Source organism: Oleisolibacter albus, assembly GCF_003336875.1.
Taxonomy (GTDB): domain Bacteria; phylum Pseudomonadota; class Alphaproteobacteria; order Azospirillales; family Azospirillaceae; genus Niveispirillum; species Niveispirillum album.
In genome coordinates this window covers 218,935-235,093 of record NZ_QGNJ01000005.1, presented here as the reverse complement: position 1 = coordinate 235,093, position 16,159 = coordinate 218,935, and the positions used below count along the sequence as shown (strand labels likewise).

The window sequence follows — 16,159 nt, the reverse complement described above, 5'->3', positions numbered from 1 at the left end:
CCGGAGGTTTCCCATGCGTGCTCCCCTGCTTGGCATTGCCGGCGCCATCGTTTCGGTCCTCGGCCTGTTCATGGCTGCCGGGCCCAGCCATGAGCCCGCGGCCTTCCTGGGCGGCGCCCTGTTCTTCCTGTTCGGCGTGCTGCTGAACTTCTGGCTGATCGCCCGCGCCAACGGCCATCACGGCGTCGCTGCCGAGTAAGGCGCCGGTTCATCGGCCGGCCCTGAGCGAACGGCATCCCCCCTTGCGGGGCGGATGCCGTTTTCATATCCGCCAGCCGGCAGAGCCCTGATACAGCCCATGATCCTGCCCGATATCCTGCGTCCCGGCCTGGATCTGGTCCTCTGTGGCACGGCGCCGTCGCGCATATCGGCGGCCCGCGCCGCCTATTATGCCAATCCCGGTAACCGCTTCTGGCGCACGCTGCATGAGGTCGGGCTGACGCCGCGCCAGTTGCGGCCGGAGGACTACGCATCCGTTCCTGCGTTCGGCCTGGGCCTCACCGACCTCAACAAGACCGAATTCGGCTGCGACCACGATCTCACGCCCGCGGCCTACGACGTGGCCGGCTTCATCACCAAGATGCGGGCCTGTCGTCCCGCTGCCATCGCCTTCGACAGCAAGAACGCGGCCCGGGCCTACTTCGGCACGGACCGTCTGGCCTGGGGCCGGCAGCCGGCCACCCTGGAGGGATGCGTGCTGTTCGTGCTGCCATCCCCCTCCGGGCTGGCCAAGCGCTTCTTCCGACTGGAACCCTGGGCCGAGGCTGCCGCCTTTGTGGCTGCGCGCCGCGGCGGACGGCCGGGCTGAGTCCCCGCCGCCGCCGGGGAGACGGCGGAGACTGCCCGGAATTCGCGCTGGATGTTCTTGTTGTGTTCTGGCTATACTGGAACATAAAGGGAACATTTGGCCGGTGCCGACTGGGCCGGCCGCGGATGGAGAGCGGACTTTGGCGCGTGGAAAGACCAGTTCCGGCGGTCCCCTGGCCGACCGTATCGCCCAGGCCCTGGCGCGGGGCTCTCTGGTGCAATGGCTGCAGGTGGCCGATGCGGCCGAGGTGGCAGCCGGCGAAGCCCTGCTGGCCGCTGCCAAGGCCCGTCATATCGAGGTGCTGACAGCGGTGGAGATTGCCCGGCGCCAGGCGGATCGGGCCGCTGCCGTGGCTGCCGCCGCCCAGCCCCGGGGGCCTGCCGCCGCCGCGATGGCAGTCGCTCGACCAGCCGATGCGGCGGCGGCCAAGACCGGGTGCCTCTCCACCGCTCCCGCCCCTGTCCTGTCGGTGCCCATCGCCGCGGAGTGACCGCATGCCGTTCGATTCCGGATTCGACGACCGTTACGAACTGACCGGCCAGGTGGAACGGGTCACGTTCCGCAATCCCGAGACGGGCTTTTCCGTGTTGAAGGTCAAGGCGGGCGGGCACCGCAAGCCGGTGGCCCTGGTCGTCCATGGCCCCGTGATTGAACCGGGGGAGCGGGTGCGGGCCGTCGGTGCCTGGGTCCAGGACGGGCGCTACGGATTGCAGTTCAGGGCCGCCGCCATCGCCGCCAGCCCACCCAGCACCGCCGACGGCATCGAACGCTATCTCGGCTCCGGCTTGGTGGAGGGGGTGGGACCCATCCATGCCGCCCGTCTGGTGGACGCCTTTGGTGACCGGACGCTGGCCGTGATCGAGCAGGAGCCCTGGCGTCTGCACCAGATTGCCGGCATCGGGCCGGCCCGCGCCGACAGCATCCTGAAGGCCTGGGAACGTCAACGCACTCTGCGCGACCTGACGCTGTTCCTGTCCCGCCACGGCGTCGCCACCGATCGGGTCCTGCGTCTGCACCAGACCTACGGGGCCGGTGCGCTGGACCTGCTGCGCCGGGACCCCTACCGCGCCGCGGCCGAGGTGGAGGGGTTCCACTTTGGACAGGCCGATGCGCTGGCCCGCGCCCTGGGACTGCCGGCCGATGCCCCGGTGCGGCTGGAAGCGGGGCTGCGCCATGTGCTGGATCTGGCGGCGGACGAGGGCCAGTGCGGTCTGGCCGAGACCGATCTGTTGGACCGGGCGGCCATGCTCCTGGCGGTGGAGACACCGAAGCTGGCCCGGGTCCTGACCGCGGCGAGCGCGGCCGGCCAGATCGTGCGTGAGACGGTGGCGGGGGAGGCCTGCGTCTTTCCCGCCGGACTGCACGGTCTGGAGCGGACGATGGCGCGGCGGCTGGTGGAACAGGCCTGTGGCACGCCGCCCTGGTATTCCCTGTTGCACGCCGATCCCGCCGCACGGGACAACGGGCCGGCGGAGGGGCCGGTTGCCTGTTCTCCCGCTATTGCGGCCATCCTGGACCGGCTGGCGGCGGAGACGGGTCTGGTCCTGGCGCCGGCTCAGGCAGCCGCCCTCACCACCATTCTCGCCAGCAAGCTCTCCATCCTCACCGGCGGGCCGGGCGTGGGCAAAACCGTGCTGGTGACGGCGGTGGTGCGGGTACTGGCGGCGCAGGGACTGCGCATTGCCCTGGCGGCACCGACCGGCCGGTCGGCCAAGCGCCTGCAGCAGGCCACGGGTCACGATGCCTCCACCGTGCATCGGCTGCTGGAGGTGGGGCCGGAGGGCGCGTTCCGTCGCGGTCCGGAGCGGCCGCTCGATGTCGATCTTCTGGTGCTGGATGAGGCATCGATGCTGGATGTCCGGCTGCTGGCGGCCGTGCTGGATGCCTTGCCCGCGCGGGCCGGCCTGCTGCTGGTGGGGGATGCCGACCAGTTGCCGTCGGTCGGGCCGGGGCAGGTGCTGGCCGATCTCATCACGTCGGCGGCCGTGCCGGTGGTGCGGCTGCGTGAGGTGTTCCGGCAGGCGGCGGCCAGCCGCATCGTCGCTGCCGCCCATCGCATCAGGAACGGGCAGAGGCCGGACACGGTGCCGCCCGGTGCCGACAGCGATTTCTATATGCTGGAAACCCGCTCCGCCGATGTGACCCTGGCCCGCATCCTGGAGATGGTGAAAGAGCGCATCCCCGGCCGCTTCGGTCTTGATCCACGGCGCGACATCCAGGTGCTCTGTCCCATGAACAAGGGCAGTCTCGGTACCCGTGCCTTGAATCTGGCATTGCAGCAGGCTCTGAACCCGCCGACCGGACCACGGGTCGCCCGTGGCCCCTGGCAGTTCGGCGTCGGCGACAAGGTCATGCAGGTCGAAAACGACCATGAGCGGGCCGTCTATAACGGCGATATCGGCACGGTGGTGGCCGTCGATGTGCCGCAGCGGGCGATCGAGGTGGCGTTCGATGATGGCACGCTGCGCTATGCCGACGCTGAACTCGACCGGCTGGTGCTGGCCTATGCCAGCAGCATTCACAAGGCCCAGGGATTGGAATTCCCGGCTGTCATCATTCCATTGACCCTGCAGCATCGGCCGATGCTGCAGCGGGCGCTGCTCTATACCGGGATCACCCGTGGGCGGCGCCTGGTTGTTCTGGTCGGGGACCGTCAGGCCCTGGATCTCGCCATCACCAACGCCCCCCATCCCAACGGGAGCATCCGACCGCGGCGCAGCACCCTGGCCCTGCGTCTGCGTGAGGCACAGGGTCAGATGCGGAGGTCGCGCAGCAGCCGGATCGCGAGGCCGACGATGACAGCCTCGTCCAACGGCAGCGGGCTGCAGGCGGAATCCGTGCTGGCCGGCACCAACAGGGGCGGATGACAGCGAAAACCGCAGACTTGATCGCCCGCCAGGACCACGATGGCGTCCCCGCGGCGCAAACTGTTCCGGTCGACCGGCTCCAGCACCACGCAATCGCCCGGCATCCAGCCGCCGGCATTCATGTGCAGCGAGGTGATGCGCATGGCGAAGGTGCGCGCCGTGGCGGCCGGGTCGGGCTGCAGACAGGGCGTGCCGGACCGGCGCGCCTGGTCGAGGAAGGCGGGCACCTCCAGGTCCGTCTGTTGCAGCAACTGGCGCGCCTGCTCCGGCAGCAGCAGCGGGAGACCGGGCCGGGCCGGGGCGATGGAAGCCGGCACGGGATCAAGGAAGCGCGGTTCACGCCCGGCGGCGATGGCCAGCCTGCCGATGGTCTCGGCGCTCGGCAGGCTGGCCGTGCCGGGATCCTTGAGGAAGCGGGTCAGATTGGTGGGGGTGACGTCGGCTGCCCGCGCCCAGGCGGCCGCGGTCCAGTCGCGCTCGTCCAGCACCCCTGTCATCCATGCCAGCAAGGCACTGCGGACCCTGTCCACGCCGTCCCCATTCCCATCGGTTCCGGTGGCGGACACTGGCGGGCCCGATGCGGAATCGCAAGTTCCCATCGCGAATTCCGGCTGTGGAACCTGGGGGGAACTGCCTGTTCGCAGCTGACACCGGTTCTGCGGGAACGGTTGTCCGCGCATCGGTCCGTGCCGGCCGCCCCATAAATGCCCGCCAGCAGCATGGTGTCCCATGCTATAAGGCGGGCATGGGGCCGTCATGCGGCCCCCGGCCGGAAAGGGATGGCAATGGCGGACCAGGACGATATCGACGCGATGTTCGGGGAGATGGGCGCGGCGCAGCCGGCCAAGCTCAAGCCGGAGCAGATGGAGATCTCCGCCGTCTACGACACCGAGGTCGAGGTCAGTGTCGTGCTCGGCACCTCCAATATCCGCGTGCGCGACCTGCTGAAGCTGGGCCGTGGCGCCATCGTCGAACTGGACCGCAAGATCGACGATCTGTCCGACATCATCGTTTCCGGCCGTCAGGTCGGGCGCGGCGAGGTGACCATCGTCGAGGACAAGATCGCCGTGACCTTCCGCGAATTCGCCCGCAGCGGCGGCTCGTGAGGCCGGTGTTTTCCATCCGCTGGACAAAAAAAGACCGGCTGCAGAGCAGCCGGCAGAGATGAAGGGAGCCTCATAAGGAGGTTAAAGGCTTGACCGTGTCGTATCTGCCACGGTCAAGTCATCCTTATATAGACCCGCGATGCGCCCTTTCAAAGATAAAAATATGTGTTGCCCCCAGCACACAGTTGGATAGGACCTCTCCGGATTCGGTGCTCCGACGGACGCGGCGACGGGCAGGGGCTGGGCGGACGCTCAGTCGCCACGCACATCCTCGACCATTTCTTCAAGCCGTTGATAGTCAAGGATCAACAGGCTATTGCCCTGCCGCTCCACCAACCCGTCGCGGGCCAGATCGGACATGACCCGCGCCACGGTTTCGCGGGTGGTGCTGACACGGCTGGCGATATCGCTGTGAATCGGAACGGGGATGATTTCCGCCCGGTTGTCCGGCTTCAGGCCGGCCTTGGCCAGCCGCAGCAACTCGGCATGGACCCGGTTGTTGGCGCCCAGGGTGGAGAGATCCATGATCCGGCCGGTGGCGGAGCGCACGATGCTGGCCAGCCGCTTCATCACCGCCCAGGTGATGTCGGGGTGGCTGGTCACCGTTTCCTGGAACAGGCGGGGCGACATGAAGGCCACCAGCGTCTCGGTGGTGGCGATGACGGAGGCCGAACGGGGGGCGCCGTCGATGGCCGACAACTCTCCCAGATAGCCGCCGGCGTCCACATCGTCGAAGGTGATCTCGCGGCCCGACAGGGAATAGTTCACCACCTGCACCCGGCCCTCGACGATCAGGCAGACATCCCGGCTGTCGGACGAGCGGTCGATGATCTGCTCGCCCGGATGGAAATGGCGCCATTTGCACTGGCGCGCGATGTTCGCCCGTTCCTCCGGCGCCAGCGCCTGGAGAAGGGTGATGCGGTCGAGGCTGGCTTGGGGCGTCTCGGACAAGGGAAGGACCATGGAACGGGGAGGATTTGGCGCCACGATACAGGCTGCGCCGACCGGGAGCAAACGCTTGGGTGAGGGCGGCCCGGTCGCCGCCCTGCTCCGCGCGGAATGACCGCGGGTTTTGCATCCCTCCGTCCGTGCGGCTATGGTCCCTGCCGCCACAGGCAGAACCACGGAAAACAAGATGGAGGGTGTGATGGCTGGTCGGATCGAAGCACGTCTGCGCGATCTGGGACTCGAATTGCCACAGGCGGCGGCACCGGTGGCGGCCTATGTGCCGGTGGTGCGCACGGGCAACCTGCTGTTCACCTCGGGCCAGATCACCCTGTGGAATGGTGAGCTGCGCCATCTGGGCAAGCTTGGCGCCGGGTTGACGGTGGAGCAGGGGCAGGAGGCGGCGCGGCTGTGCGCCCTGAACATCCTGGCCCAGGCCAAGGCGGCGCTGGACGGTGACCTGGACCGTGTGGTCCGTGTGGTCAAACTGGTCGGCTTCGTCAACAGCACGCCGGAATTCACCGATCAGCCCAAGGTCGTCAATGGCGCCTCTGAACTGATGCAGGCCGTGTTCGGCGATGCCGGCCGGCATGCCCGCTCGGCGGTCAGTGCCGGCAGCCTGCCATTGGGGGTGGCGGTCGAGGTCGAGGCCATCTTCGAGGTGGTCTGACCGTCTGCGGCGTGGCGGCGGGTCTTGATCGAGCGTTCCGCCCGCCTTGCCACCGCCCGGCAGCGGCCTACATGCGGAGAGGCTCTTTCCCCTGCGGACTCCGGAATGACCGACCCCGCCGCCCCTGCCGTGCAATTGCGCCTTATCTCTGCCATCGCCGATGTCCCGGCCGACGCCTGGGACGCCTGCGCCGGTCCGGACAATCCTTTTGTCAGCCATGGCTTCCTGCGCCTGTTGGAGCAGAGCGGGTCGGTCGGCGTCGGCACTGGATGGCAGCCGCAGCATCTGCTGGCGGAGGATGCGGGCGGGCGCCTGATTGGCGCCATGCCGCTCTATGTGAAGGTCCACAGCTATGGCGAATATGTCTTCGACCATGGCTGGGCCGATGCCTTCGAACGGGCCGGCGGGCGCTATTATCCCAAGCTTCAGGTGGCAGTGCCCTTCACCCCGGTGCCGGGGCCGCGCCTGTTGCTGCATCCGCAGGCGCCGGCCGGACTGGCCGACGCCATGGTGGCGGCCCTGATGCGGATCACCCGCGACAATGACCTGTCGTCGGCTCATGTGACCTTTCCCGGCCCCGACCAGACTGCTCCCTTCACCCGGGCCGGCTGGCTGCACCGGACCGGTGTGCAGTTCCATTGGGAGAATCGCGGCTATACTGGTTTCGACGATTTCCTGGAGGCGCTGAGTTCGCGCAAGCGCAAGGCAGTGCGCAAGGAACGGCAGGCCGTTGCCGCCAGCGGTGTGGAGGTGCTGAGCCTGACCGGAAAGGCACTGACGTCCGAGCATTGGCAGGCCTTCTACCGCCTTTACACCGCCACCAGCGACCGTAAATGGGGCGCGCCTTATCTGACCTCCCGCTTTTTCACGGGTTTGGGGGAGGAGATGGCGGACAAGGTTCTGCTGGTCATGGCCCGGGACGGTGGGCGCTGGGTGGGTGGGGCGCTGAATCTGATCGGGTCCGACACCCTCTATGGCCGCAACTGGGGGAGCGCCGGCGACTATCCCTTCCTGCATTTCGAGGCCTGCTATTACCGGGCCATCGAGTTCGCCATCGCCCGTGGCCTGAAGCGGGTCGAGGCCGGCGCCCAGGGACATCACAAAGTCCAACGCGGCTACCTGCCGGTGGAAACCCACAGCCTGCACTACATCGTGCATCCCGGTCTGCGCCGCGCTGTTGCCGATGTGCTGGATCGGGAACGGGCCGCCCTGGCCCAGGACATGGCGGCGCTGGCTGCGGAGAGTCCATATCGTAATGCGGACACCTGATCGTAATGCCGACACCTGACGCCGCCCTGTGCCGGTTGTTTCCGGCATGGTCGGTGACGGCGATGGATCACGGCACCTGACCGGTCGCTGTCGGTCGCGTCAATGCATTGTAAACAGGTTAATGTTGTTCTTGGTCTGATCGTATTTTCACTGACCGTGCCGTCGTCTCCACATGGGGCGGCGTTCTCATCGTGGTATCTGTGATAAAAGAGGGGGTGCCCCGTTAAGCATCTGTCCTTGTTGAAAGTCCCATTTGGGTAGTGTATCAGAACAATCAGTTTGCTTTGATTTTCTACCAGAGCGGGGGAATCCATGCGTCTCAAACTGTTGATGGTTGCCGCTGTCTGCGGGCTGACCTCGGCTTGCTCCATGTTTGCCGATAAGACGCCCGAGCGCGCCTATGCTGCGCTGAGCGCCAAGGACTATGCCACGGCCGAACCGCTGTATGGCGAGATGCTGAAGAAGAACCCGAACGATCCCTGGGCCTTGTTCAACCTCGGTGTGATCTATCAGAACACCGGCCGTGTTGCCGAGGCCAAGGCGAATTACGAGAAGGTCGTTCGCCTGAACCCGCAGGATGTCGTCGGCGCCACCACCGACGGCAACAAGGGCGCGGGCACCACGCTGGCCGATCTGGCCAAGCGCAGCTTGGCGGGCCTCTAAGCACAACCGGCCGAAGCCCCGGTCTCTTCGGCCGGCTGTTTCGGATCGGGTGTCTGGAATTGTGGAGCCGGCCCCCGGGCCGGCTCCCATTTCATCTCTGATCTGCGCCCGCCTGTCGGCCCCGTCCGGCAGGCGGGCGTTTATTTTTGCGCGACAGCCTTGTTCCCCGGTTGGCGCGGGTCAGAAAGGCACCAGGACGGCGGCTCCGTTCACCTGTCCCCGGCGCAACGCGGACAGGGCCGCATTGGCTTCGCTCAGGGGATAGCGGCTGACCTTGGTCTCAATCCGCAGGCGCGCGGCGATCTCCATGAAGGCGATCCCGTCCTGGCGTGTCAGGTTGGCGACGCTGACCACGCTCTTCTCCCGCCACAGGATGTCATAGGGGAAGGCGGGAATGTCGCTCATATGGATGCCGGCACAGACCACGCGGCCGCCGGGACGCACGGCGCGCAGGGCAGCCGGCACCAGCGCGCCGACGGGGGCGAACAGGATGGCCGCATCCAGCGGCTCCGGTGGCATCTCGTCGGACCCGCCGACCCAGGCGGCGCCCAGGTCAAGGGCGAAGCGGGCCGCTGCCACATCGCCCGGCCGAACGAAACCATAGACCGTGCGTCCCTGATGCCGGGCCACCTGGGCGAGGATATGGGCGGCGGCGCCGAACCCGTAGAGACCCAGCCGCTGGGCCTCACCGGCGAACCGCAGGGCGCGATAGCCGATCAACCCGGCGCAGAGCAGGGGGGCGGCCTCGACATCGCTGTAGCCGTCCGGAATGGGGAAGCAATACCGGGCGTCGGCCACCACGGCCTCGGCATAGCCGCCGGGCCGGGTATAGCCATGGAAGCGGGCGTGTTCGCACAGATTCTCCTGACCCGCCTGACACATGCGGCAGTGTCCGCAGGTCCAGGCCAGCCAGGGGATGCCGACACGCTGGCCGGGGGCGAATCCCCCCACCCCCGGCCCCAGCGCGTCCACCCGGCCGACAATCTCGTGACCGGGAATTACCGGCAGCGCCGGATCGGGCAGGTCGCCATCGACCACATGCAGGTCCGTGCGGCAGACCCCACAGGCCGCCACCCGGACTCTCAGCTCCCCCGGACCGGGGTCCGGCACCGGAAGCGTGCGCAGATGCAGCGCTTGGCCCGGCTGATCCAGCACCATGGCCTGCATCGTGGCAGACATGATGGCCCTCCATCCCCGCCGACAGCCCAGTGTCATCCCGGATGGCCGGGGGAGCCTTGACACAGGTCAGGCCGGCCTGCCGATTCCGGCCCGGGCGGCCACGCAGTCGAATGCCGCTGCCACCACCGGTGTCCAGGCACCGGGCCGCGGCTGCCGCAACAGGATCATACCGGGATACCAGGGCGTGCGGTGGCCGCGGGCGCCCCAGCGCCAGTCGGCGGCGTGGTGCAGCAGCACCAGGGTCGGCACGGCCATGGCCCCGCCCAGATGGGCGGCCATGGTGTCGACCGTCACCAGCAGGTCCAGCCCGGCAAGGACATGGGCCAATCCGTCCAGCGCGGGCGTGCTGGCATCCTCAAGGCCCATGGCCGCCAGCCATGCCGGGTCCTGCTCCGGTTGCAGCGCCAGCAGATCCACATGCCTCCGCAACGCCAGCAGCGGGGCGAGATCAGCCAGGGCCAGCGACCGGCGTTCATCCCAACCGCCGGCCTGCCAGATCAGCCCGACCCGCGGCCTGCCGGCGGCCCGGTGCCGGGGCAGATCCACGGCCAGATAGGGAACGCAGTCCGGCACCGTCCGGTGCGTGGTCCGCAGCGCATGGGGCAGTTCCATGCTCTCCACCTGCACATCCCAGGACAGGGCCGCATCGGCGTCACCCAGTGCCACGACGGTGGCGACGCCGGGACAGGTCCGGGCCAGGTCCATCAGCGCCGGCTGGATTTCCAACAGCACGGTGCAGCCCAACGCAGCCAGCGGCTTGGCATAGCGCAGGAACTGGATGCTGTCGCCCAGCCCGTGATAGCAGCGCACCAGCACGCGCCGGCCGGCCAGCGGCGCGCCGTCCCAGACACAGCGGGTGTGATAGGGCGTCCAGGGCCGGTTGAAGTCGTCCCCGGCCCGGCTGGCCAGCACGGCGTCGGACAGGCACCAGGCCCGCTCATAGCGGCCCAGCAGCATGGCGGTGATCCAGCGCGGCTCCACCGCGGTCAGCGGGGGCAATCCCCGTGTCTCTGCCTGCCGGAACAGGCGGGCGGCGGTGGCGATCCGGCGCCGGTCGAAGGCGGCCAGCGCCTGTGTCAGCGCATCCGCCCAGGCAGGCTCGGTCCGCTCCCCCGCGTGCGTCACGCCCATGCCTGTGCTCCCGCCTGTGCCGTCCGTGCGGGAACGGCGACGGGGCAGGGCGGTTCCTCAGCCGCGCATATGCCGGATCTCGCGCCCGCGGCCCCAACGCTCCAGGGCGGTGGGCCAATCCGGCTCGCCGGGGCGCATGGGCCGGTCGACCGAGGCGCGGTAGACCGGCCGCAGGGCCTCCACCAGATCGCCGCCGCGGCCCAGCAGCCGGTCCCCGATCTCCAGGATGCGCAGGTTGGGCCAGGCGATGGGGCGGATGCGGACCACTTCGGCCAGGATCTCCGCGGCCGGCCGCTCCGGGCAGGTCTGGGCCAGGATCAGCGCCATGCAGGCGGTGGAGCGGGAGACGCCCATATGGCAATGAACCAGCAGATGCGCCCCCGCATCGGCCTCCGCGGCCAGCTCGCGGCCAAAGGCCAATACGGATTCCACATGCTGAAGCTGGGGAGCGGCCTTTTCCGGCATCTCCTCGATGATGTCGTCGAAGCGCAGGTCCAGCCGCACATGCTCGCCATAGCTGCCGAAGGCGGGGGGCAGGTCGCGGCCCGGGTCCAGGATTGACAGCACATGGCTGACACCGGCCTCGCAATGGCCATGCAACTCCTCGATTCCGCAGACGGTGATGCGGAAGGGAACCAGGGTGGATCGGGTCACGGTTGTACGTCCCTAGGGCTGCGGATAGGCGAGGGGGCGCCCACGGCAGAGACATAACATGGTCGGTCGGCCCGGCGGGGACAAAGAAAAAGGGCCGTTCCGAAGAACGGCCCTTTTCCAACTGGTCGGAGTGAGAGGATTCGAACCTCCGCTCTCCTGCTCCCGAAGCAGGCGCTTTACCAGGCTAAGCTACACTCCGTCATCCTGGCGTCCCGTCCGTTCCGTCGCTTTGGCGTCGCCGCCGTTTCGTCCGGCCGTCCGGGGTGGCGGGGTATATAACGCCCTCCGCGCCGGGCTGCAAGCATTCCGTTAAACTTTTTTTCGATGCCTCGTCGTGCCGGCTCAGAAGTCGCGATCGACGACGAAATCGATGACGTCCAGCAGGGCGCGCTTCATCGGGCTGGCCGGGAACAGGCCCAGCGCGTCGCGGGCGACGGCACCGTAATGGCGGGCGCGTTCCACGCTGTCGCGCAGCGCGTTGTGGCTCTGCATCAGGCTGATGGCCCGTTCCAGATCGCCCTCCTGCTGCTCCATGTCCTCCATGGTCCGGCGCCAGAAGGCGCGTTCCTCATCGGTGCCGCGGCGGAAGGCCAGGACGATGGGCAGGGTGATCTTGCCTTCGCGGAAATCGTCGCCGATGGTCTTACCCAGCCGGGCCTGCACGGCAGAATAGTCCAGCACATCGTCCACCAGCTGGAAGGCGATGCCCAGATTGAGGCCGTAGCTGCGCAGGGCCTCGACCTCGGCGGTGGAGGCGCTGGCCACCACGGCGCCGATGCGGCAGGCGGCGGCGAACAGCTCCGCCGTCTTGGCCTTGATGACCTCCAGATAGGCCTCTTCGCTGGTCTCGGTGTCGTTGCTGGTGGTCAGCTGCAACACCTCACCCTCGGAAATCACGGCCGACGCGTTGGAGAGGATGCGCAGCACCTCCAGCGAGCCGTCCTCGGTCATCACCTGGAAGGCGCGGGCGAACAGGAAATCGCCGACCAGCACCGACGATTTATTGCCGAACACGGCGTTGGCGCTGGCCTGGCCGCGGCGCAGGTCGCTTTCGTCGACCACATCGTCATGCAGCAGCGTGGCGGTGTGGATGAACTCCACGCAGGCGGCCAGCGGCCGGTGGCGCTCGCCCTGGTAGCCGCAGAGTTTGGCCGCTGCCAGCGTCAGCACCGGGCGCAGGCGCTTGCCGCCGCTGGCGACGATATAGCCGGCCAGTTGCGGGATCAGAGCGACCGGTGAGTGCATCCGCTTGATGATGATGTCGTTGACCTGCTTCAGGTCGTCATCGACCAGAGCGATCAGGGCGTCGAGCGCATCCGTGCCGCCCTTGCGGCGCTTCGGGTCGAGGGGGGTCACGGTAGCCAACGGCGCGCTCCTGCACACGGCAAATACAAGATTATATCAGCGTTCGGATTGACGACCGACCGCCGGTTCGGGAGCATACTGCCGAAGCCCCTGCGGTCAAGCGCCGCCGCTTCATTTCTGCCATAATCCGGGCGGGCGATGGAGAAACCATGAAGGATTTGGTGCGGACCAATGACCCGGTGGAGCTGTCTTTCCTGCAGGCGATGCTGAGCGATGCGGGAATCGAAACGCTGGTACTGGACACACATATGTCGATTCTTGAGGGTAGTATCGGCGCCATTCCACGCCGCCTGATGGTTGCGGACGAGGATTGGGAGGCGGCCCGCGCCGTGCTGCGGGATATCGGCCATGTCGGAGGGTGAGGCTCCGGGCCCATTGCCTGCGGCAGGGATGGTGGAGGAGACGGGACTGCTCGGCGGGCGTGTGCGCCTGTTGCAACCGCGCCAGGGCTACCGTGCCGCCATCGACCCGGTGCTGCTGGCCGCCGCGGTGCCGGCGCAGCCGGGGGAGCGGGTGCTGGAACTCGGCTGCGGCACTGGCGCCGCCGCCCTTTGCCTGGCGGCCCGCGTGTCCGGCCTCGATCTCACCGGGCTGGAGCTGCAGGCGGCCGCCGCGGATCTGGCCCGGCAGAGCGCTGCCCTGTCCGGTCTGGTGCTGACGGTGGTCGAGGGGGACCTGACCGCGCCACCGGCGGCGGTAGCGGCCAACGGGTTCCACCGCGTCCTGATGAATCCGCCCTACTATCCCGCCGGCCGTCACACGGCGTCGCCCAGTGGCCATAAGGCCGTCAGCCATGGCGAAGGGGCGGCGGATCTGGCCGCCTGGGTGCAGGCGGCCCTGCGGGCCCTGCGCAGCCGCGGCACCCTGTCGGTGGTCTATCCGGTGGACAGGCTGGATCGGCTGATGGCGCTGCTGGCCGGCCGCTTCGGCGATATCGGCCTGTTCCCGCTCTGGCCGCGGGCGGGTCAGCCGGCCAGGCGCCTGCTTGTCCAGGCCGTGCGCGATGGCCGCGGGCCGACCCGTCTGCTGCCGGGGCTGGTGCTGCACGCGGCGGACGGGCGTTATACGGCCGATGCCGATGCCGTGCTGCGTGATGCCGCCCCCCTGGATCTGGGCACCGGCACACCCAAACTATAGGCCATGTCCATGCTCGTCCGCCTGCGCAGGGCCCTTGGCCTCGCCACCCCGCCCGTCGTTTCCGTTCTGCGCCTGTCCGGTGTCATCGGTGCCATCGGCCCGATGCGCGGTGGGCTGACCCTGGAGGCAACAGCCGAGTCCATCGAGCGCGCCTTCGCGCCCAAGGACCAGCAGGCCGTGGCCCTGGTCATCAACTCGCCGGGCGGCAGCCCGGTGCAGTCGGCGCTGATCGGGAACCGTATCCGGCAACTGGCGGACGAAAAGAAGCTGCCGGTGCTGGCCTTCGTCGAGGATGTGGCGGCCTCCGGCGGCTATTGGCTGGCCTGCGCCGCCGACGAGATCATCGCCGACCCCGCCTCCATCGTCGGTTCCATCGGCGTGGTCTCCCAGGGATTCGGTTTCCAGGACCTCCTTGCCCGCATCGGGGTGGAGCGGCGCGTCTACACGGCCGGCCGCAACAAGGCCATGCTCGACCCGTTCCAGCCGGAAAAGTCCGAGGATGTGGAACGGCTGAAGGCGCTGCAGCTGGAAATCCACGCCAGTTTCATCGCCTGGGTCAAGGCCCGCCGCGGTCCCCGTCTCAAGGCGGACGACGATACGCTGTTCACCGGCGAGTTCTGGACCGGCAGCCGCGGCCTGGGGCTGGGGCTGGTTGATTCCCTGGGCGACCTGCGCGCCACCCTGCGCGCCCGCTTCGGCGACACGGTCCGCTTCCGGCTGGTCGAGGAGCGCAAGCCCTGGCTGGCCCGCCGCCTGGGCATGGCCGGGGCCGCCCTGCCGGCGGCCGATCTCGCCACCGGGGCGGCCGCGGGGCTGGTCGCCGCGGCCGAGCAGCGGGCGCTCTGGGCCCGGTACGGGCTGTGAGGACGGGACGGACACGCCCGTCACATCGTGTCTGTCGGATTACCGCTTGCGCCGGACGCGCGCATCGCCATCTTGGGACTCATGCTGTCACTGCCCAAACTTCTGCTCCTGGCCCTTGTCCTCTATATCGTCTGGACCGTCTGGCGGACGGTGCAGCGGCGCGACGCCCGTCGCCGCGAGATGGCGGCTTCAGCCGGACGCAGCGCCACCAGCGACCGCAGCGGGCGCACCGCTGTCGCGGCCGAGGAGATGGTGAAATGTCCGGGCTGCGGCGTTTACGTCGCAGCCGACGCCCGCAAATGCGGCACGCCGGGCTGTCCCCGGCGCTGATCCAGGCCTGGCCTGCGTTTCCTGCGCAGGAGGGTGACTGCGGCACGGGCACCCGCCTGCCTTGATTCCGCCCATGCGCCCGACTAAGGTGCCCCGCACTGCAACAAAACGACAAAAGTCAGCGGGAACGGCAGCGGGCATGGCTGAAACCGGCACGGGCGGGAAGCCCCTCAGCTTCCAGGGTTTGATCCTGACTCTCCAGCGCTTCTGGGCGGAGCAGGGATGCCTTGTCATGCAGCCCTATGACATGGAGGTCGGCGCCGGCACCTTCCATCCCGCGACCACGCTGCGCGCGCTGGGGCCGGACAGCTGGAACGCCTGCTATGTGCAGCCCTCGCGCCGGCCCAAGGACGGCCGCTATGGCGAGAATCCCAACCGGCTGCAGCATTACTACCAGTTCCAGGTCATCATGAAGCCGTCGCCGGCCAACATCCAGGACCTGTATCTGCAGTCGCTGGTGGCGCTGGGGATCGATCCCGCCCTGCACGACATCCGCTTCGTCGAGGATGACTGGGAAAGCCCGACCCTGGGCGCCTGGGGCCTGGGCTGGGAGGTCTGGTGCGACGGCATGGAGGTCAGCCAGTTCACCTATTTCCAGCAGGTGGGCGGCATCGAGTGCAACCCGGTGTCGGCCGAGCTGACCTACGGGCTGGAACGGCTGGCCATGTACATCCTGGACGTCAACAACGTCTACGATCTGCCCTACAACGACCCGACCTCGCGGGCGCCGAAGACCTATGGCGAGGTGTTCCACCGGGCCGAGGTGGAATACAGCGCCCACAATTTCGAATTCGCCAACACCGACACCCTGCTGCGGCACTTCCAGGATGCCGAGGCCGAATGCCAGGCGCTGCTGTCACGGGGGCTGGCCCAGCCGGCCTACGACCAGTGCATCAAGGCCAGCCATCTGTTCAACCTGCTGGATGCGCGCGGCGTCATCAGCGTGGTCGAGCGGCAGAGCTACATCCTGCGTGTCCGCACCCTGGCCAAGGCCTGTTGCGAGGCCTGGCTGGCCGACCGTTTCCGCAAGGAGCGGGCGGCCTGACCGCCCGCCCGCCACAGGACCTCGCCCCATGACACGCAGGAACACAGTCCGGGATCAAGGTGGCGCCGCCGGCGCCCTGTTTTCCCTGTCTGTGCCCGGCTATGCTCGCGCCCTGCCTGTCGCTCC

The 16,159-nt window shown here is 68.3% G+C and carries 19 protein-coding genes and 1 tRNA gene; 13 read left to right on the top strand and 7 right to left on the bottom strand.

Annotated features, from left to right (window positions below; translation table 11 throughout):
* Positions 1 to 13 precede the first annotated feature (13 nt).
* The 4 genes from DK368_RS09370 to recD2 all read left to right on the top strand — a co-directional run bounded on the left by DK368_RS09370 (position 14) and on the right by recD2 (position 3,675).
* Positions 14 to 199 (top strand): hypothetical protein, encoded by a 186-nt coding sequence (locus DK368_RS09370; protein ID WP_114393673.1) that lies wholly within the window; start codon positions 14 to 16, stop codon positions 197 to 199.
* Between the two features lie 99 nt (positions 200 to 298).
* Complete coding sequence (locus DK368_RS09365) at positions 299 to 808, top strand: mismatch-specific DNA-glycosylase (RefSeq protein WP_114393672.1); 510 nt, start codon at positions 299 to 301, stop codon at positions 806 to 808.
* Positions 809 to 947: 139 nt separating this feature from the next.
* Complete coding sequence (locus DK368_RS09360) at positions 948 to 1,298, top strand: hypothetical protein (protein WP_114393671.1); 351 nt, start codon at positions 948 to 950, stop codon at positions 1,296 to 1,298.
* 4 nt (positions 1,299 to 1,302) lie between these two features.
* Positions 1,303 to 3,675 (top strand): SF1B family DNA helicase RecD2, encoded by a 2,373-nt coding sequence (gene recD2, locus DK368_RS09355; protein ID WP_114393670.1) that lies wholly within the window; start codon positions 1,303 to 1,305, stop codon positions 3,673 to 3,675.
* On the opposite strand, the gene DK368_RS21350 is transcribed toward recD2, so the two are convergent.
* On the bottom strand, positions 3,561 to 4,205 hold the full coding sequence (locus DK368_RS21350) for an XRE family transcriptional regulator (RefSeq protein WP_155524532.1): 645 nt from the start codon (positions 4,203 to 4,205) through the stop codon (positions 3,561 to 3,563). The genes recD2 and DK368_RS21350 overlap by 115 nt on opposite strands.
* A 255-nt stretch (positions 4,206 to 4,460) precedes the next feature.
* Between DK368_RS21350 and fliN the strand changes: the two genes are divergently transcribed.
* Entirely contained in the window at positions 4,461 to 4,781 is a 321-nt protein-coding gene (gene fliN, locus DK368_RS09350; RefSeq protein ID WP_162305949.1) for a flagellar motor switch protein FliN, read from the top strand.
* Positions 4,782 to 5,033: 252 nt separating this feature from the next.
* On the opposite strand, the gene DK368_RS09345 is transcribed toward fliN, so the two are convergent.
* Entirely contained in the window at positions 5,034 to 5,732 is a 699-nt protein-coding gene (locus DK368_RS09345) for a Crp/Fnr family transcriptional regulator (RefSeq protein ID WP_114393668.1), read from the bottom strand.
* Between the two features lie 196 nt (positions 5,733 to 5,928).
* Between DK368_RS09345 and DK368_RS09340 the strand changes: the two genes are divergently transcribed.
* The 3 genes from DK368_RS09340 to DK368_RS09330 all read left to right on the top strand — a co-directional run bounded on the left by DK368_RS09340 (position 5,929) and on the right by DK368_RS09330 (position 8,328).
* The gene (locus tag DK368_RS09340) at positions 5,929 to 6,396 is read left to right on the top strand and encodes a RidA family protein (RefSeq protein WP_114393756.1); all 468 of its coding nucleotides are present in this window, start codon (positions 5,929 to 5,931) and stop codon (positions 6,394 to 6,396) included.
* 105 nt (positions 6,397 to 6,501) lie between these two features.
* Positions 6,502 to 7,665 (top strand): GNAT family N-acetyltransferase, encoded by a 1,164-nt coding sequence (locus tag DK368_RS09335; protein WP_114393667.1) that lies wholly within the window; start codon positions 6,502 to 6,504, stop codon positions 7,663 to 7,665.
* 312 nt (positions 7,666 to 7,977) lie between these two features.
* Positions 7,978 to 8,328 carry a tetratricopeptide repeat protein gene (locus tag DK368_RS09330; RefSeq protein ID WP_114393666.1) on the top strand — a complete coding sequence of 117 codons (351 nt, stop codon included), beginning with the start codon at positions 7,978 to 7,980 and terminating at the stop codon, positions 8,326 to 8,328.
* 180 nt (positions 8,329 to 8,508) lie between these two features.
* Here the strand turns inward: DK368_RS09330 and DK368_RS09325 are convergent, their stop codons facing one another.
* The 5 genes from DK368_RS09325 to DK368_RS09305 all read right to left on the bottom strand — a co-directional run bounded on the left by DK368_RS09325 (position 8,509) and on the right by DK368_RS09305 (position 12,657).
* On the bottom strand, positions 8,509 to 9,507 hold the full coding sequence (locus DK368_RS09325) for a zinc-dependent alcohol dehydrogenase family protein (RefSeq protein WP_420818895.1): 999 nt from the start codon (positions 9,505 to 9,507) through the stop codon (positions 8,509 to 8,511).
* Between the two features lie 66 nt (positions 9,508 to 9,573).
* Positions 9,574 to 10,638: an ADP-heptose--LPS heptosyltransferase gene (locus tag DK368_RS09320; RefSeq protein ID WP_114393665.1), complete on the bottom strand. Its 1,065-nt coding sequence runs from the start codon at positions 10,636 to 10,638 to the stop codon at positions 9,574 to 9,576.
* A 57-nt stretch (positions 10,639 to 10,695) separates the two neighbouring features.
* On the bottom strand, positions 10,696 to 11,292 hold the full coding sequence (locus DK368_RS09315; protein ID WP_240002415.1) for a tyrosine phosphatase family protein: 597 nt from the start codon (positions 11,290 to 11,292) through the stop codon (positions 10,696 to 10,698).
* A 122-nt stretch (positions 11,293 to 11,414) separates the two neighbouring features.
* Positions 11,415 to 11,491, bottom strand: a tRNA-Pro gene (locus DK368_RS09310).
* Between the two features lie 143 nt (positions 11,492 to 11,634).
* Positions 11,635 to 12,657: a polyprenyl synthetase family protein gene (locus DK368_RS09305; RefSeq protein ID WP_114393664.1), complete on the bottom strand. Its 1,023-nt coding sequence runs from the start codon at positions 12,655 to 12,657 to the stop codon at positions 11,635 to 11,637.
* 149 nt (positions 12,658 to 12,806) lie between these two features.
* On the opposite strand from DK368_RS09305, the gene DK368_RS09300 reads away from it, so the two are divergent.
* The 5 genes from DK368_RS09300 (at position 12,807) to DK368_RS09280 (ending at position 16,033) form a co-directional block, all read left to right on the top strand.
* Positions 12,807 to 13,019, top strand: coding sequence for a putative signal transducing protein (locus DK368_RS09300; RefSeq protein WP_114393663.1), 213 nt, complete (start codon positions 12,807 to 12,809; stop codon positions 13,017 to 13,019).
* A complete protein-coding gene (locus tag DK368_RS09295) occupies positions 13,006 to 13,794 on the top strand; it encodes a tRNA1(Val) (adenine(37)-N6)-methyltransferase (protein WP_114393662.1) in 789 nt (262 codons plus the stop codon). The genes DK368_RS09300 and DK368_RS09295 overlap by 14 nt, the downstream gene beginning before the upstream one ends.
* Before the next feature lie 9 nt (positions 13,795 to 13,803).
* Positions 13,804 to 14,658, top strand: a complete 855-nt coding sequence (locus DK368_RS09290) for a S49 family peptidase (protein ID WP_240002414.1) — start codon at positions 13,804 to 13,806, stop codon at positions 14,656 to 14,658.
* A gap of 81 nt (positions 14,659 to 14,739) precedes the next feature.
* Positions 14,740 to 14,988 (top strand): hypothetical protein, encoded by a 249-nt coding sequence (locus DK368_RS09285; RefSeq protein WP_114393660.1) that lies wholly within the window; start codon positions 14,740 to 14,742, stop codon positions 14,986 to 14,988.
* 139 nt (positions 14,989 to 15,127) lie between these two features.
* Positions 15,128 to 16,033 (top strand): glycine--tRNA ligase subunit alpha, encoded by a 906-nt coding sequence (locus DK368_RS09280; protein ID WP_114393659.1) that lies wholly within the window; start codon positions 15,128 to 15,130, stop codon positions 16,031 to 16,033.
* Positions 16,034 to 16,159: the final 126 nt, after the last annotated feature.

What these genes read in the sequence shown, in the direction of transcription:
- DK368_RS09325 (WP_420818895.1), bottom strand. Translation starts at nt 9,507, where the DNA reads ATGTCTGCCACGATGCAGGCCATGGTGCTGGATCAGCCGGGCCAAGCG.
- DK368_RS09280 (WP_114393659.1), top strand. Translation starts at nt 15,128, where the DNA reads ATGGCTGAAACCGGCACGGGCGGGAAGCCCCTCAGCTTCCAGGGTTTG.
- DK368_RS09300 (WP_114393663.1), top strand. Translation starts at nt 12,807, where the DNA reads ATGAAGGATTTGGTGCGGACCAATGACCCGGTGGAGCTGTCTTTCCTG.
- DK368_RS09370 (WP_114393673.1), top strand. Translation starts at nt 14, where the DNA reads ATGCGTGCTCCCCTGCTTGGCATTGCCGGCGCCATCGTTTCGGTCCTC.
- DK368_RS09365 (WP_114393672.1), top strand. Translation starts at nt 299, where the DNA reads ATGATCCTGCCCGATATCCTGCGTCCCGGCCTGGATCTGGTCCTCTGT.
- DK368_RS09290 (WP_240002414.1), top strand. Translation starts at nt 13,804, where the DNA reads ATGCTCGTCCGCCTGCGCAGGGCCCTTGGCCTCGCCACCCCGCCCGTC.
- DK368_RS09335 (WP_114393667.1), top strand. Translation starts at nt 6,502, where the DNA reads ATGACCGACCCCGCCGCCCCTGCCGTGCAATTGCGCCTTATCTCTGCC.
- DK368_RS09320 (WP_114393665.1), bottom strand. Translation starts at nt 10,638, where the DNA reads ATGGGCGTGACGCACGCGGGGGAGCGGACCGAGCCTGCCTGGGCGGAT.
- recD2 (WP_114393670.1), top strand. Translation starts at nt 1,303, where the DNA reads ATGCCGTTCGATTCCGGATTCGACGACCGTTACGAACTGACCGGCCAG.
- DK368_RS09330 (WP_114393666.1), top strand. Translation starts at nt 7,978, where the DNA reads ATGCGTCTCAAACTGTTGATGGTTGCCGCTGTCTGCGGGCTGACCTCG.
- DK368_RS09285 (WP_114393660.1), top strand. Translation starts at nt 14,740, where the DNA reads ATGCTGTCACTGCCCAAACTTCTGCTCCTGGCCCTTGTCCTCTATATC.
- fliN (WP_162305949.1), top strand. Translation starts at nt 4,461, where the DNA reads ATGGCGGACCAGGACGATATCGACGCGATGTTCGGGGAGATGGGCGCG.
- DK368_RS09295 (WP_114393662.1), top strand. Translation starts at nt 13,006, where the DNA reads ATGTCGGAGGGTGAGGCTCCGGGCCCATTGCCTGCGGCAGGGATGGTG.
- DK368_RS09340 (WP_114393756.1), top strand. Translation starts at nt 5,929, where the DNA reads ATGGCTGGTCGGATCGAAGCACGTCTGCGCGATCTGGGACTCGAATTG.